Here is a 14941-nt window from a genome sequence, read left to right on the forward strand (position 1 = left end):
AGCGCGGCGGTCATCGAAAAATGCACGATTCCTGTCGCACACTGTCGAAATGCCCGCCCGTGCGCCGTCATTGCAGTGAGCGATCCTGCTCGTGTGTTTTCCTTTGTGGAGATTTCCATGCAATACATGCTGATGTTCTACCAACCCCAGTCCGAGTTCGACCAGCGCGACGAGGCAGCGGCCCAGGCCTACCGGGCCGGCTGGATGGACTATGTGGGCGCGATCCGCCAGTCGGGTGTCACGCTCAGCGGCCACGGCCTGCAACCGCCGATGACCGGCACCACGCTGCGGGTGCGCGGCGACAAGCGCCAGGTGCAGGACGGGCCCTTCGCCGACAGCAAGGAGCAGCTCGGCGGCTACTTCGTGATCGAGGTGCCCGACCTCGACACCGCGCTCGAATGGGCCGCGCGCGCGCCCTGCGCCAGCACCGGCGGCGTCGAGGTGCGGCCGGTGTTCACCGCACCCACGATGTGACGGACCTGGCCGTCCGGGAGGCCCGCGCGGCGGCCGAGCGAGCGGCCCGCCAGTCGTATGGCCGGCTGGTCGCCATCCTGTCGGCGCGCACGCGCGACATCGCGGCCTCGGAGGACGCGCTGGCCGACGCCTTCGCGCGGGCGCTCGAGCGCTGGCCGGCCGACGGCGTGCCCGCGAAGCCGGAGGCCTGGCTGCTGCAGGTGGCGCGCCACCGCACGCTCGACGCCTGGCGCCACAGCCGGGTGCAGGACGAGGCGGCGCAGAGCCTGCTGCTGCTGGCCGACCAGTTCGAGGAGGACGCGGACGGCGGCGAGGCAGTGCCCGACGAGCGGCTGCGCCTGTTCTTCGTCTGCGCCCATCCGGCCATCGATGCCGCGGCGCGCGCGCCCTTGATGCTGCAGACCGTGCTCGGGCTGGACGCCGCCCGCATGGCTGGTGCCTTCCTGAGCGCGCCGGCCACGCTCGGCCAGCGCCTGGTGCGGGCCAAGGCGCGCATCCGGGCCGCCGGCATTCCGTTCGAGTTCCCGCACGCGAACGACCTGCCGCAGCGGCTGCAGGATGTGCTCGACGGCATCTACGCGGCCTACGGCACCGGCTGGGACGAGGTCGACGGCGCCGACGCCTCGCAGCGCGGCCTCACGGCCGAGGCGATCGACCTCTGCCGCATCCTCTGCGGCCTGCTGCCGCGGGAACCCGAGCCGCTGGGCCTGCTGGCGCTGATGCTGTTCTGCGAAAGCCGCGCCGCCGCGAGGCGCAACGCCGCAGGCGACTACGTGCCGCTGGACGCGCAGGAGGTCGCGCGCTGGAACCCGCAACTGCGCGGACAGGCCGAGCAGGCGCTGAAGAGCGCCGCCAGCCTCGAGTCGCTCGGCGCCTACCAGATCGAAGCCGCGATCCAGTCGGCGCATTGCGCGCGACGGCTCGGTGCGCAGGTGCCGGCCGATGCGCTGGTGGCGCTCTATGACGGCCTGATCGCGCTGCGCCCGGGCACCGGCGCGCAGGTCGGCCGGGCCTGCGCCCTGGCCGAAGCCGAAACGCCGGCGGCCGGCCTGCGGGCGCTCGATGCCATCGCGCCGGCCGAGGTCGCGAACTACCAGCCCTTCTGGGCGGCGCGCGCGCACCTGCTGGGCCGCAGCTGCCAGGTGGCCGCGGCACGGCAGGCCTATGCCCGCGCGGCCGGCCTCAGCACCAGCCCGGCGATCCGCGCCTGGCTGGCCGCCGCATCCGATCGCCTGTGACCCGCGCGCATCGCGCAGAATGGGCCGCATGAGGGCCCTGTTGTTCAGCTTCTCGTGGCAGGAACTGCGCCACCACCCGTGGCGCAACGCGGCCGCGGTCGTCGCCGTGATGCTGGGCGTCGCGCTGGCCTTCTCGGTGCAGCTGATCAATGCCTCGGCGCTCGACGAATTCTCGAGCGCGGTGCGCTCGGTCAACGGCCAGCCCGACCTCGAATTGCGCGCCGCGCAAGGCGCCTTCGACGAGGCCGTCTTCGCGCAGGTGGTCCGGCAGCCGGAGGTCGCCCTGGCCAGCCCCGTGCTCGAGCTGCAAAGCGTCGCGCAGATCGGCGAGCGCCGGCTGCCGCTGCGGGTCGTCGGCATCGACGCGCTCGCGCTGCCGACCATCGCGCCGGCGCTGATGCCGCGCCCGGCCGAGGCCGGCGACCGTTTCTCGCTCTTCGCGCCGCGCCAGGTCTTTCTCAATGCCGCCGCGCGCAAGGCCGTCGGCGACGACGCCACCCAGCTGCGGTTGCGTGTCGGCACGCAATGGCAATCGCTGCAGGTCGCCGGCCAGGTGGCGGCCGGCGGTGCCGCGCTGGCGGTGATGGACATCGGCGCCGCGCAGGACCTGTTCGGCCGCGCCGGCCAGCTCACGCGCATCGACCTGCGGCTGGCGCCGGGCACCGACCACACGGCCTTCATCGGCGCGCTGCAACAGTCGCCGGACTGGCCGACCGGCATCCAGATCGCCGAACCGGGCGATGCGGCCGAGCGCGTCAGCAACCTCTCGCGCGCCTACCGCGTGAACCTCACGGTGCTGGCGCTGGTGGCGCTGTTCACCGGCGCCTTCCTGGTGTTCTCGGTGCTCGCGCTGAGCGTCGCCAAGCGTGCGCAGCAGTTCGCGCTGCTCGGCGTGCTCGGACTCACGCCGCGCGAGCGCCTGCGGCTGGTGCTGACCGAATCGCTGGTGCTCGGGCTGATCGGCAGCGCCGCGGGCATCGCCCTGGGCGCCGCGCTCGCCCAGCTCGCGCTGAAGCTGCTGGGCGGCGACCTCGGCGGCGGCTACTTCGACGGCGTCGCGCCGACCCTGCGCTGGAGCTGGGGCGCGGCCTGGACCTACGGCGCACTCGGCGTGCTCGCGGCCGGCGTCGGCGGCTGGTGGCCGGCGTGCGCCGCGCAGGCCCTGCCCGAAGCGCAGACGCTCAAGGGCCTGGGCGCCGCGCCGGCGGGCGGCGGTGCGCATCGCATCGCGCTGCTGCTGATCGCCGCCGGCGTCGCCCTGGCCACGGCACCGGCGGTCTTCGGCATCCCGATCGCCGCCTACCTCTCGGTCGGCTTCCTGCTGGTCGGCGGCATCGGCGCGCTGCCGTGGCTGATCGCGGGGGTCTATGACCGGCTCGCGCCGCTGGCCGCGCAGCGCCTGCTGCCGCTGCTGGCGATCGAGCGCGCCCGGCGCATGCGCGGCACCGCCGCGGTGGCGGTCAGCGGCGTGGTCGCGAGCCTCAGCCTCGCCGTCGCGCTCACCGTGATGGTCGCGAGCTTTCGCGACTCGGTCACGCACTGGCTCGACATCGTGCTACCGGCCGACCTGTACCTGCGCAACGCCGCGGGCGCGGGCTCCGGCAGCGAGCAGGCCCTCTTCGCGCCGGCCTTCGTGCAGGCCCTGGCGCAGTTGCCCGGCGTGGCGCGCACCGGCACGCTGCGCACGCGCGCACTGCTGATCGATCCGTCGCGGCCCGCGGTGACGCTGATCGCGCGCACCTTGGACGACGACGTCGGGCGTTCGCTGCCGCTGACCGGCGCCGCGCTGCCGGTGCCGCCCGGACAGGTCGGGATCTACGTCAGCGAGGCGATGGTCGAGCTCTACGGGGCCCGGCCCGGCACGGCCTTCGAGCCGCTCGCGCGCGCCTGGGGTCCGCAGCGCGAGCGCCGCGGTGCCTCGCCGCCGGTGTTCTTCGTCGCCGGCATCTGGCGCGACTACGTGCGGCAATTCGGCGCCGTCACGATCGACGCCCGCGACTTCGAGCGCCTGACCGGCGAGGCCGGGGTCAGCGACGTCGCGCTGTGGCTCGCGCCCGGCGCGGCCGAGGGCGCGGTGCAGGAGGCGGTGCGGGCCCTGGCCGCGCGCGAGCTCGGCGCGGCCGAGCCGATCGAGATGTCCTCGGTGGCCCAGATCCGCGCCACCTCGCTGCGCATCTTCGACCGCAGCTTCGCGGTCACCTACTGGTTGCAGGCGGTGGCAATCGCAATCGGCCTGTTCGGCATCGCGGCCAGCTTCAGCGCCCAGGTGCTGGCGCGGCGCAAGGAATTCGGCCTGCTCGCGCATCTGGGCTTCACGCGCACACAGGTGCTCGCGATCGTCGCCGGCGAAGGCGCGGCCTGGACTGCGATCGGCGCCGTCGCCGGGCTGGCGCTCGGGCTCGCGGTGTCGGTGGTGCTGGTGCACGTCGTCAACCCGCAGAGCTTCCACTGGACGATGGACCTGCAGGTGCCCTGGGCGCGGCTGTCCGCGCTGTGCGCCGCGGTGGTCGCGGCCGGCACGGTCACGGCCTGGCTCGCCGGCCGCGCGGCCGCGGACCACGACGCCGTGATGGCGGTCAAGGAGGACTGGTGACAAGGCTGCCGATGCGGTCCCCTGGCCTGTCGCGCCGCACCGTGCTGCTGTCGGCGCTCGCCGGCCCGGCGGCCTGGGCCCTGCCGCCGCGCGTGCTGCAATTCCCGCGCGACTTCGGCAGCCACCCCGAGCTGCGCACCGAGTGGTGGTACATCACGGGCCAGGCGCAGGCCGGCACGCGCGAGTTCGGCTTCCAGCTCACCTTCTTCCGCTCGCGCGTCGACGCCGCCCAGTCGATCCAGTCCGCCTTCGCGGCGCGGCAGCTGATCTTCGCGCACGCCGCCATCACCGACCTCGAGGGACGCCGGCTGTGGCACGACCAGCGCATCGCGCGCGAAGGCTTCGGCGTGGCATCCGCCTCCGAAGCCGACACCGACGTCCGGCTGCGCGACTGGTCGCTCAAGCGCGACGGCCAGGGCTACGCGGCCCGCCTGCCCGCCGCGGGCTTCGCGCTCGACCTGCGCTTCGACCCGACCCAGCCGGTGCTGCTGCAAGGCAGTGCTGGCCTCTCGCGCAAGGGCCCCGAGCCCGACCAGGCCAGCTACTACTACAGCGAGCCGCAACTCGCGGTCTCGGGCAGCCTGAGCCTGCAAGGCCGGCGCTTCGAGGTGCAGGGCCGTGCCTGGCTCGACCACGAGTGGAGCGAGGCCTTGCTGCACCCCGAGGCCGTCGGCTGGGACTGGATCGGCATGAACCTCTTCGATGGCGGCGCGCTGACGGCCTTCAGGCTGCGCCGTCGCGACGGCTCAGCACTGTGGCACGGCGGCTCGCTGCGCACGGCCGATGGCCGGCTGCAGGTGTTCGGCCCGGACGCGCTGCGCTTCGAGGCCGAGGCCCACTGGACCAGCCCCCGCACGCGGGCCGCCTATCCGACGCGCTGGCGCATCCACACGCCTGCCGGCGCCTTCACGGTGCGCGCCCTGCTCGACGACCAGGAGCTCGACGGCCAGGGCTCGACCGGCACGGTGTATTGGGAAGGCCTGAGCGAGTTGCTGGACGCCGGCGGCCAGCCGGTGGGCCGCGGCTACCTCGAGCTCACGGGTTACGCGCAGGCACTGAAGCTCTGAGCGCGCGCATCGACCGCGCCGCGGTCGAAGACCAGCTGCCCGCGCAGCCAGGCGCGGAACTCCTCCTCGGCCTGGGCCCTGGCCTCGATCGCCCACGCGCTCCAGCGCCGCTCGACCCTGCCGGCCCATTCGTCGAGCAGCGCGAGCACGGCCGGCGCCGAGCCCGCCGCCTTGGCGAGCAGTCGACAACGGCACACCCGTGCGTGCAGTTGGTACAGGGACGCCCTGCCCTGCAGATAGTCGCGTCCGGCCTCGAAGAGCTGGCGGAGTTCAGGGATTCGCCCCAGCCGGCCCCCGGCAGCGACGAATCGTGCGGACGATGCCGTCGGTTTCATGCGTGACCTCGCAACAGCACACCGGCCTCAGACGCGCAAGCGCCGCCGGCCGAGCCATCCATGACGAGAGTCACGAAAAACGGGTGGAAAAATTTCATGGTCGATCTCGAAGACGAAGGAAGTGCAGGAGGATCGATCGCGAATGCGAAACCTCGCGGCGCGCCAGCCGGGCGCAGCGGCATGCGGGCCCACGGATGCGAGTCCCCGGCCGCCTGGGCCGGGACGTGCGCGTGCAACCGCAATCTGAAGCGTCGATGATCCGGCGTCAGGCTGCCGCCGGAAATCAGACTGTTCTGAAACTGCCAAAAACCTCGCGCAGGGAACGCGACCACGCGGCGCGGCTGCGCGGCGGGTCTGAACATCGGGCCCGGCAGGCGATCTGGCTGTCAATTGCAGGGAAACTGCGCGCCCTGCCGCAGTACCTTTCTCGATCTTCAGCAGACGCTGCGCGTTGGTCGAAGCGCTCCGCGGACGAAGGCGGCCCGCCACTACGATGGGTGTCGCCCCCGCATCGCCGTACGCATGAACCGACCCCGCTCCCCCAAGCCGCACCCGCTGTTTTCCCGCTTCGCGGCGGCGCCGAGACCGGCGGGGCCCGACGCACTCTATGCACAAGCCCTGGCGCTGTATCGGCAAAGCCAGTGGAACGCAGTCATTGTTCTTTGCCGCGACAAGCTGCTGCCGCTGGCGCCCAGCCATCGGGATGGCCTGTCATTGCTGGGCGTGGCGTGCTTCCTGCAGGGGGACCTTCCGGCCTCCGCGAACTACCTGCAGGCGGCGATCGCGGCGGGCGCCGGTGCCGATGCCCATACCAACCTCGGCATGACGCTGAACGCGCTGCGTCGACCCGAGGACGCCGAGGCCGCCTATCGGCGGGCCGTGGCGCTGGACCCGTTGCAGGCCACGGCCTGGAACAATCTCGGCAACCTGCTGGCCCGCAGCTTCCAGGCGAGCCGCCGGGACGAAGCCCTGCATTGCTATAGGCAAGCACTCGCTGCCAAGCCCGACTACGTCAACGCCCACACCAACCTGGGCTACGAGTTGGAGAACCGCAAGGATCTCGCAGCCGCTGAGCCATGCTATCGAGAGGCCCTGCGTCTGCTGCCCCGGTTCCTGCCGGCGATCGGCAACCTGGCCGACTTGCTCAAGCGCCTGAAGCGCCCCGAGGAAGCGCTGCGGTATTACCGGCAGGCCATCGTCCTCGATCCGCACAATCCCAGGTACATCGGCAACGCGCTTGGCCTGCGCCGCGATGTCGCGGACTGGCGGCCCGACGGCCGGCCGACCGCCCGCGACCTGATTTCGGCACTGGACCGGGAGCAGCCCAGCGAACTGGCGCCCCTCTACCTGTTGGCCCTGCCCGAAAGCAGTGCCGAACTGCAGCGCAGCGCGGCGCGGCGCTTTGCCCGGCAGCGCTGGGACTGGGCCCTGGCGCAGCCGCCGCTGGTCGCCGCCGCCACGCCGCGCGAGGGTGCCCTGCGCATCGGCTACCTGTCGGCCGACTTCCGCAACCATCCGGTCGCGCACCTGGTGACCGAGGTGATCGCCGCGCAAGATCGCGCGCTGTCGGAAGTGTTCCTCTACGCCTACGGCCCGCCGGCCGACGACGCGCAGCGCCGCGCCTTGCAGCAAGCGGCCGACCACTTCACCGACATCAGCGCCATGGACGACCTCGATGCCGCGCGGCGTATCCGCGACGACGACATCGACGTGCTGGTCGACCTGACCGGCTACACCACCCACGCGCGGCTCGGGATCACCGCCCTTCGCCCTGCTCCCGTGATCGCCTCCTGGCTCGGCTACATCGGCAGCCTGGGCGAGCCGCGCCTGGCCGACTACGTGATCGGCGACGCTGTCGCCACGCCGCCGGCCCTGGCGCACCACTTCAGCGAAACGCTGGCGCTGATGCCCGAGTGCTACCAGCCCAACGGCGCGTTGCATCCGCTGCCGGCGCCGCCGAGCCGCGCCGACGAAGGCCTGCCCGAAGACGCGCTGGTGTTCTGCAGTTTCAACCAGATCTTCAAGCTCACCCCGCAGCTGTGGGACGACTGGTGCCACATCCTGCAGGCGGTGCCCGGCAGTGTGCTGTGGCTGGCGCCTCCCGGTTCCGAGACGACCGCGCAGAGCCTGCGCGACGAAACCGCCCGACGCGGCGTGGCGCCCGAGCGCTTGGTCTTCGCCGAGCGCCGCCCGCTGGCCGTGCATCAGGCGCGGATCGCACTGGCCGATATTGCGCTCGACACCTTTCCCTACAACTCGGGCACCACGGCCAGCGACGTGCTGCGCGCCGGCGTGCCGCTGGTCACGCGCGCGGGCGAGACCTTCGTGAGCCGCATGGCGGCGAGCCTGCTGCACGCGGTCGGATTGGGGGAACTGGTGGCCGCGGACAGTGCTGGTTATCGGGAACTGGCGATTGCGTTGGCACAGGATGCGCCGCGGCGGCAGGCACTGCGCGCTGCGTTGGCCGAGCGCGTGCCGGCTTCGGCCCTGTTCCGGCCCGAGCGCTTTGCGCGGCAGCTGGATGCGTTGTTTCGCGCGATGCATGCGCAGGCGCTGGAGGGGCGGCGGGAAATCATTCAGCTGGCGACCGGCAACTGAATCAGCAGCCTTCGGACCGCGCGCCCAAGGAACTCTCGTGCAGGGTCTTCAGAACTTCTTGGGTATCTGGGCCCTGAGCTTCCAGTAGGCCGTCAACAGATCCGGGTCACCGGTTGCGACATGCTCGCTCTTGAGCGCATCGCATGCCAGCAACAAGCGGCGGGTCCGCGGATGCTCTTCGAAAAGGCGAGCGAACATCGGCTGTCGATCGCTGATGTCCAGGACGCTCGTCCGGAACGGGTTGGTTGCCAAGAGCACCGCAGGAAATCGCTCTTGCACGAAAGTCTTCATCGGCGTCTGGTTCAACACGGAACCATAGTTGGTCGTCGATTTCAGACCCGCTGAAAGCGCTTCGTTCTCGTCTTCGACAAAATTGAAGAATGCAGTGGCAAGCTCAAGCCACTTTCTCCAGTAAATCGGCTTGGCAATCACGAAATTGCAAAAGGCACTATTGCCACTGTGGCCAACGATTTTATCGAGATCGACCCCCTGCGCAATGCGGTCAAAAAAATGTTGGCTCACGCGCTTCAAGCCAGGATGGAAAAGATCACCCTGCTCGAAATGACTCAGAAAGTATGCCGTCTGCTCCCATGAATAGGAAATGGTCACCACCTCTGCGGAAGAATCCAGTTTTTCCAAAAAGGAATACACATCGGACGACTTCAGGCGAGTTTTTGCAAAGAACTTTGGAGAAAAGAATCCATGCCACGAATCCTCCGCCAGCCCTGATTTTTCAATGAAAATCTTAATCACCCATAGCTCATACCAGTCGGGCCTCTTGTTTTGAAGATTATCCAATGGCATGAATCCTGGATCAGCTGAATCTCTTGTTTTCTGATCATAGAATATTTGACGTATCTGAAAATTGTTCACAAGGGGCACAGATTAAAAAAGATGAACAATTCTGCCATTTTCCTTAATCCAAAAAAAGATGACTCAGCCCGTGAAATTTCCAAAAATAAGATGGGAGCATCCGTATTTTTCGATCGAACACTCCCAGTCTGGGGTTCGAAAATAGACGGCATTTCCGGGCGGAAGGCAGCCGCCAACGGCTTCACGAGATGCCGGAGCTGCCATGGATTGAGGTCACCTTGAGCCCCGACCATCATCCGTCCATGCAGGCGGGAACGATGGGGCCCGATGGCGCTGCAGGCGGTTCAAAGGCTCCAGGCCATCTGCTCCAACTCGGGCCTCCGGGACGCCACCATCCCGGTGGGCCAGTCGCTCTCGCGCCCACACCTCGCGCCGCGTCACCCTCGGGCGTTCGCCTGCCTACGCACGCGGCATTGGGCTTCCGCTGCGCAAGGGAACAATGAAAAGAACAGCCCCCGCAGCTTGCGAGACTGGTGGCACCCTCGGGCGGAGGCCGCCCCAACGGTGACCCTTTTCGACAGGAGCCCTCAGCCCCTCGCCACCCCACGCCGCCGATCGATGAAGGCGATGATCTCGCCCATGATCCCGCGCCGGAAGGCCAGCACGCAGACCACGAAGATCAGGCCCGTGACCATGGTGACCGACTCGCCCAGGGTGTTGAACCAGTCGATGGTCGTGAGACGCGCCAGCAGGTGGCCGAACTCGCCGATCTTGTTCTCGAGCAGCACCACCACGGCCGAGCCGACCAGCGGGCCCGACAGCGTGCCGAGGCCGCCGACCAGCGTCATCAGGATCACCTGGCCCGAGGCGCTCCAGTGCACGTCGGACAGCGTCGCGAAGCCCAGCACCAGCGTCTTGAGCGAACCCGCGAGGCCCGACAGCGCGGCCGAGATCACGAAGGCCAGCAGCTTGAAGCGGCTGACGTCGTAGCCCAGCGACAGCGCGCGCGGCTCGTTCTCCTTGATGCCCTTCAACACCTGGCCGAAGGGCGAATGGATGGTGCGCACGATCAGCAGGAAGGCGGCCACCACGATCACCAGCGTGACGTAGTACATCGTGAGGTCGCTCTGCAGGTCGATCAGGCCGAAGAGCTTGCCGCGCGGCACGCCCTGCAGGCCGTCTTCGCCGCCGGTGAACTTGGCCTGCAGCGCGACGAAGAACACCATCTGCGCCAGCGCCAGCGTGATCATCGCGAAGTAGATGCCCTGGCGACGGATCGCCAGCAGGCCGAAGATCCAGCCCAGGAAGGCACCGGCCGCGGTGCCGGCGATGAGACCGAGCTCGGGCGTCAGGCCCCAGACTTTCATCGCATGGCCGGCCACGTAGGCCGAACCGCCGAGGAAGGCCGCATGGCCGAAGGACAGCAGGCCGGTGTAGCCCAGCAGCAGGTTGAAGGCCGAGGCGAACAGCGCGAAGCACATCAGCTTCATCACGAACACCGGATAGGCGCCGACGAAGGGTGCGACAACGAGCGCGATCAGCAGCAGCGCGTAGACAACAGGGGTGATTTTTCTCATGGCTCTATGCGTTGGGGCCGCGTCATTTCTCTTTGCCGAACAGGCCGGCCGGCCGGATGAGCAGCACGATCACCATGATCACGAACACGACGGTCGAGGAGGCCTCGGGATAGAACACCTTGGTCAGGCCTTCGATGACACCGAGCCCGAGCCCGGTGAGGATGGCGCCCATGATCGAGCCCATGCCACCGATCACCACGACCGCGAACACCACGATGATCAGGTTCTGCCCCATCAGCGGCGAGACCTGGATCACCGGCGCCGCCAGCACGCCCGCGAAGGCCGCCAGCGCGACGCCGAAGCCGTAGGTCAGCGTGATCATCAGCGGCACGTTGACGCCGAAGGCCTCGACCAGGCGCGGGTTCTCGGTGCCGGCGCGCAGGTAGGCGCCCAGGCGCGTCTTCTCGATCACGAACCAGGTCGCGAAGCAGACCACCAGCGAGGCCACCACCACCCAGGCCCGGTAGTTGGGCAGGATCATGAAGCCGAGGTCGGTGGCGCTCGCCAGCGCATCGGGCGTGTCGTAGGCCAGGCCCGAGACGCCGTAGACCGAGCGGAACACGCCCTCGATCAGCAGCGTGAGCCCGAGCGTGAGCAACAGGCCGTACAGATGGTCGAGCTTGTAGATCCAGCGCAGCAGCAGGCGTTCGATCAGGACGCCGAACAGGCCCACGATGAGCGGCGCCACCGCCAGCATGACCCAGTAGTTGACGTCGAAGTAATTCATCGCCATCCAGGTCAGCACCGCGCCCAGCATGAACAGCGCGCCGTGCGCGAAGTTGATCACGTTGAGCAGGCCGAAGATCACTGCGAGCCCGAGGCTCAGGATCGCGTAGAACGACCCGTTGACCAGCCCCAGAAGGAGCTGGCTCAACAAGGCAGGAAGCGAGATGTTCATAAGCTGTTCAAAGAGGCCGCCGCGCCCCTCCCGGCGGCGTGGGCCCACGCCAGGGATACCGCGGAACCGGCTTCGCCGGGCCGCTGGTATCGCCCCCTGGAGGGGGCAGCGCCGCAGGCGCTTCGGGGGGGTGTCATTTCAGGAGGGCGCACTTGCTTTCGGCCAAGGAGGTGAAGACCTGCTCGCCCGGCAGCTTGGAAACCATCTTGTAGTAGTCCCACGGCTGGGTCGACTCGGACGGCGACTTGACCTGCATCAGGTACATGTCGTGCACGAAGCGGCCGTCCGCGCGGATCGTTCCCTTGGCGTAGAAGTCGTTGATCGGGGTCTTCTTGAGTTCCGCCATCACCTTGTCGGCGTCGGTGCTCTTCACGGCCTGCACCGCCTTCAGGTAGGCCGTCGTGGCCGAATAGTCCGCGGCCTGGATGTCGGTCGGCATGCGCTTGGTCTTGTCGAAGTACTTCTTGCCGAAGGCACGGGTCTTCTCGTCGAGGTTCCAGTCCCAGCTGGTGGTGAGCAGCAGGCCTTCGGTGTTCTTGAGGCCCAGGCTGTGGATGTCGGTGATGAAGACCAGCAGGCCGGCCATCTTCATGGACTTGTTGATGCCGAATTCCTTCGCGGCCTTGATCGCGTTGATGGTGTCGCCGCCCGCGTTCGCGAGGCCGAGGATCTGCGCCTTGGAGTTCTGCGCCTGCAGCAGGAACGAAGAGAAGTCCGATGCGTTGAGCGGATGCTTGACGCCGCCGACCACCGTGCCGCCCTTCTCCTTCACGACCTTGGCGGTATCGGCCTCGAGCGCCGCGCCGAAGGCATAGTCGGCCGTCAGGAAGAACCAGTTCTTGCCGCCCTGCCCCACCACCGCGCCGCCGGTGCCCTTGGCCAGCGCCACGGTGTCGTAGGCGTAGTGCACTGTGTAGGGGCTGCATTGCTCGTTGGTGAGCGCCGAGGTCCCCGCGCCGTTGACGATGAAGACGCGCTTCTTCTCCTGCGCGACCTTGGCCAGCGCGAGGCCGGTGCCCGAGTTGGTGCCGCCGAACAGCATCGTGAGGTTGTCGGTGTCGATCCACTCGCGCGCCTTCGAGGCGGCGATGTCGGCCTTGTTCTGGTGATCGGCCGTGACCAGTTCGATGGGCAGGCCGTTGACCTTGCCGCCGAAGTCGTCGATCGCCATCTGGATCGCGGTCGCCCCGCCCTTGCCTTCGACGTCGGCATAGAGGCTGGACATGTCGGTGATGAATCCGATCTTGACCTTCTCCTGTGCCTGGACACTGCCGGCCGCCAGGGCGACGGCGAAGGAGACCGCAGTCAGCGCGATTGTTTTTTTCATTGTCGAATCAAAAAGAGAGATGAGTGAGAGAAATCGTTGGATCGGCGCGTCATTTCCAGAGCGCGCACTTGGAGTCGGCCTTGGGCGTGAACACCTGGTCGCCCGGCAGCTTGGCGATCACCTTGAGGTAGTCCCAGGGCTGCTTCGACTCGGCCGGCGACTTGACTTCGACCAGGTACATGTCGTGCACCATGCGGCCGTCGGCGCGGATCGTGCCCTGGGCGTAGAAGTCGTTGATCGGCGTCTTCTTGAGTTCGGCCATCACCTTGTCGGCATCGGTGGTCTTGGCCGCCTGAACCGCCTTCAGGTAGGTCATCGTGGCCGAGTAGTCGGCGGCCTGGATGTCGGTCGGCATGCGCTTGGTCTTGTCGAAGAAGCGCTTGGAGAACTTGCGGGTGTCGTCGTTCAGGTCCCAGTACCAGCTGGTGGTGTGCAGCAGGCCTTCGGTGTTCTTCAGGCCCAGGCTGTGGACATCGGTCAGGAAGATCAGCAGGCCCGCGGTCTTCATGGTCTTGCCGATGCCGAACTCCTTCGCGGCCTTGATCGAATTGATGGTGTCGCCGCCCGCGTTGGCCAGGCCGAGGATCTGCGCCTTCGAGTTCTGCGCCTGCAGCAGGAAGGACGAGAAGTCCGAGGCATTGAGCGGAGCCCGGACCGCGCCGACCACCGTGCCGCCCTTGGCCTTGACCACCGCCGCGGTGTCGGCTTCGAGCGCATGGCCGAAGGCGTAGTCGGCGGTCAGGAAGAACCAGCTCTTGCCGCCGCGGTCGACCACCGCGCCGCCCGTGCCCTTGGCCAGCGCGACGGTGTCGTAGGCATAGTGCACCGTGTAGGGGCTGCACTGCTCGTTCGTCAGCGCCGAGGAGGCGGCGCCGTTGTTGAAGTAGACCCGCTTCTTTTCCTGCGCCACCTTGGCCGTCGCCAGGGCGGTGCCGGAGTTGGTGCCGCCGAACACCATGGTCACGCCCGCGGTGTCGATCCATTCGCGGGCCTTGGAGGCGGCGATGTCGGCCTTGTTCTGGTGGTCCGCGGTCAGCAGCTCGATCGGCTGGCCGAGCACCTTGCCGCCGAAATCGTCGATCGCCATCTGGATCGCGGTCGCACCGCCCTTGCCCTCGAGGTCGGCGTACAGGCTCGACATGTCGGTGACGAAACCGATCTTCACCTTCTCTTGTGCCTGTGCGGCGCCGGAAGCGAGCGCCATCGCGGCGATGGCCAGGGTCATTGCGCTGAACTGGTTCTTCATGGGGACCTCCGTCCGATCAACAGGTTGCGAAAAAAAATCAAACACCGAGCAGCTCGTTGAGCACCGGCATCTTGGCCTCGAGCTCGGCGGCGCCGAAGGCCTCGACCATGCGGCCGTGCTCCATCACGTAGAAGCGGTCGGCCAGCGGGGCCGCGAAGCGGAAGTTCTGCTCCACCATGACCACCGTGTAGCCCTTGCCGCGCAGCGTGTGGATCATGCGGGCGAGCGCCTGCACGATCACCGGCGCCAGGCCTTCGGAGATCTCGTCGAGCAGCAGCAGCCGGGCGCCGGTGCGCAGGATGCGCGCCACCGCCAGCATCTGCTGCTCGCCGCCCGACAGCCGCGTGCCCTGGCTGTTGCGGCGCTCGGCCAGGTTCGGGAACATGGCGTAGATCTCGTCCACCGACATGCCCTTGTCGGCGCTCTTGAGCACCGGTGGCAGCAGCAGGTTCTCCTCGCACGAAAGGCTGGCGAAGATGCCGCGCTCTTCCGGGCAATAGCCGATGCCCTGGTGGGCGATGCGGTGCGTCGCCATGTGGATGGTCTCGACGCCGTTGACCTTGATGCTGCCCTTGCGGGTGCCGGTCAGGCCGAGCACGGCGCGCATCGTCGTCGTGCGGCCGGCGCCATTGCGCCCCAGCAGCGTGACGACTTCGCCCGGCTGCACCACCATGTCGACGCCGTGCAGCACGTGCGATTCGCCGTACCAGGCCTGCAAACCCTTGATCTCGAGTGCGGGGGTTGTCATGGTGCCTCCCGCCGGGCCGCCCCAAGG

The 14941-nt window shown here is 68.3% G+C and carries 12 protein-coding genes; 5 read left to right on the top strand and 7 right to left on the bottom strand.

All coding sequences use genetic code 11. The annotated features are described in order from the left end of the window. The first annotated feature begins 117 nt into the window (after window positions 1-117). The 4 genes from AC1D2O_RS02585 to AC1D2O_RS02600 are packed head-to-tail and all read left to right on the top strand — an operon-like array spanning window position 118 to window position 5372. On the top strand, window positions 118-474 hold the full coding sequence (locus tag AC1D2O_RS02585; RefSeq protein WP_442281501.1) for a YciI family protein: 357 nt from the start codon (window positions 118-120) through the stop codon (window positions 472-474). Continuing rightward, window positions 471-1712, top strand: a complete 1242-nt coding sequence (locus AC1D2O_RS02590) for an RNA polymerase sigma factor (protein ID WP_478094079.1) — start codon at window positions 471-473, stop codon at window positions 1710-1712. The genes AC1D2O_RS02585 and AC1D2O_RS02590 overlap by 4 nt, the downstream gene beginning before the upstream one ends. 28 nt (window positions 1713-1740) lie before the next feature. Continuing rightward, window positions 1741-4305, top strand: a complete 2565-nt coding sequence (locus AC1D2O_RS02595) for an ABC transporter permease (protein ID WP_478156116.1) — start codon at window positions 1741-1743, stop codon at window positions 4303-4305. 11 nt (window positions 4306-4316) lie between these two features. Then, window positions 4317-5372, top strand: a complete 1056-nt coding sequence (locus tag AC1D2O_RS02600) for a lipocalin-like domain-containing protein (RefSeq protein ID WP_478093012.1) — start codon at window positions 4317-4319, stop codon at window positions 5370-5372. On the opposite strand, the gene AC1D2O_RS02605 is transcribed toward AC1D2O_RS02600, so the two are convergent. Continuing rightward, window positions 5348-5707, bottom strand: a complete 360-nt coding sequence (locus AC1D2O_RS02605; RefSeq protein WP_478093006.1) for a hypothetical protein — start codon at window positions 5705-5707, stop codon at window positions 5348-5350. The two genes, AC1D2O_RS02600 and AC1D2O_RS02605, sit on opposite strands and share 25 nt — an antisense overlap. Before the next feature lie 522 nt (window positions 5708-6229). On the opposite strand from AC1D2O_RS02605, the gene AC1D2O_RS02610 reads away from it, so the two are divergent. Then, on the top strand, window positions 6230-8305 hold the full coding sequence (locus AC1D2O_RS02610) for an O-linked N-acetylglucosamine transferase, SPINDLY family protein (RefSeq protein ID WP_478093008.1): 2076 nt from the start codon (window positions 6230-6232) through the stop codon (window positions 8303-8305). Between the two features lie 48 nt (window positions 8306-8353). Here the strand turns inward: AC1D2O_RS02610 and AC1D2O_RS02615 are convergent, their stop codons facing one another. From AC1D2O_RS02615 to AC1D2O_RS02640, 6 genes are all read right to left on the bottom strand, one after another. Then, window positions 8354-9103, bottom strand: a complete 750-nt coding sequence (locus tag AC1D2O_RS02615) for a hypothetical protein (protein ID WP_478156118.1) — start codon at window positions 9101-9103, stop codon at window positions 8354-8356. 602 nt (window positions 9104-9705) lie between these two features. After that, the gene (locus AC1D2O_RS02620; protein WP_477650530.1) at window positions 9706-10695 is read right to left on the bottom strand and encodes a branched-chain amino acid ABC transporter permease; all 990 of its coding nucleotides are present in this window, start codon (window positions 10693-10695) and stop codon (window positions 9706-9708) included. A gap of 22 nt (window positions 10696-10717) precedes the next feature. Further along, window positions 10718-11593, bottom strand: a complete 876-nt coding sequence (locus tag AC1D2O_RS02625; protein WP_478156120.1) for a branched-chain amino acid ABC transporter permease — start codon at window positions 11591-11593, stop codon at window positions 10718-10720. A gap of 133 nt (window positions 11594-11726) precedes the next feature. After that, complete coding sequence (locus AC1D2O_RS02630) at window positions 11727-12920, bottom strand: ABC transporter substrate-binding protein (RefSeq protein WP_478156122.1); 1194 nt, start codon at window positions 12918-12920, stop codon at window positions 11727-11729. Window positions 12921-12969: 49 nt separating this feature from the next. After that, entirely contained in the window at window positions 12970-14145 is a 1176-nt protein-coding gene (locus AC1D2O_RS02635; protein ID WP_478094205.1) for an ABC transporter substrate-binding protein, read from the bottom strand. A gap of 58 nt (window positions 14146-14203) precedes the next feature. Beyond that, entirely contained in the window at window positions 14204-14914 is a 711-nt protein-coding gene (locus AC1D2O_RS02640; RefSeq protein ID WP_478094201.1) for an ABC transporter ATP-binding protein, read from the bottom strand. Between the last annotated feature and the right edge of the window lie 27 nt (window positions 14915-14941).

Source organism: Variovorax sp. P1_G12, assembly GCF_056405555.1.

Excerpts from the sequence above, each read along its gene's own strand:
- AC1D2O_RS02585 (WP_442281501.1), top strand. The coding sequence starts at position 118 with ATGCAATACATGCTGATGTTCTACCAACCCCAGTCCGAGTTCGACCAG.
- AC1D2O_RS02595 (WP_478156116.1), top strand. The coding sequence starts at position 1,741 with ATGAGGGCCCTGTTGTTCAGCTTCTCGTGGCAGGAACTGCGCCACCAC.
- AC1D2O_RS02600 (WP_478093012.1), top strand. The coding sequence starts at position 4,317 with ATGCGGTCCCCTGGCCTGTCGCGCCGCACCGTGCTGCTGTCGGCGCTC.
- AC1D2O_RS02605 (WP_478093006.1), bottom strand. The coding sequence starts at position 5,707 with ATGAAACCGACGGCATCGTCCGCACGATTCGTCGCTGCCGGGGGCCGG.
- AC1D2O_RS02610 (WP_478093008.1), top strand. The coding sequence starts at position 6,230 with ATGAACCGACCCCGCTCCCCCAAGCCGCACCCGCTGTTTTCCCGCTTC.
- AC1D2O_RS02620 (WP_477650530.1), bottom strand. The coding sequence starts at position 10,695 with ATGAGAAAAATCACCCCTGTTGTCTACGCGCTGCTGCTGATCGCGCTC.
- AC1D2O_RS02625 (WP_478156120.1), bottom strand. The coding sequence starts at position 11,593 with ATGAACATCTCGCTTCCTGCCTTGTTGAGCCAGCTCCTTCTGGGGCTG.
- AC1D2O_RS02630 (WP_478156122.1), bottom strand. The coding sequence starts at position 12,920 with ATGAAAAAAACAATCGCGCTGACTGCGGTCTCCTTCGCCGTCGCCCTG.
- AC1D2O_RS02635 (WP_478094205.1), bottom strand. The coding sequence starts at position 14,145 with ATGACCCTGGCCATCGCCGCGATGGCGCTCGCTTCCGGCGCCGCACAG.
- AC1D2O_RS02640 (WP_478094201.1), bottom strand. The coding sequence starts at position 14,914 with ATGACAACCCCCGCACTCGAGATCAAGGGTTTGCAGGCCTGGTACGGC.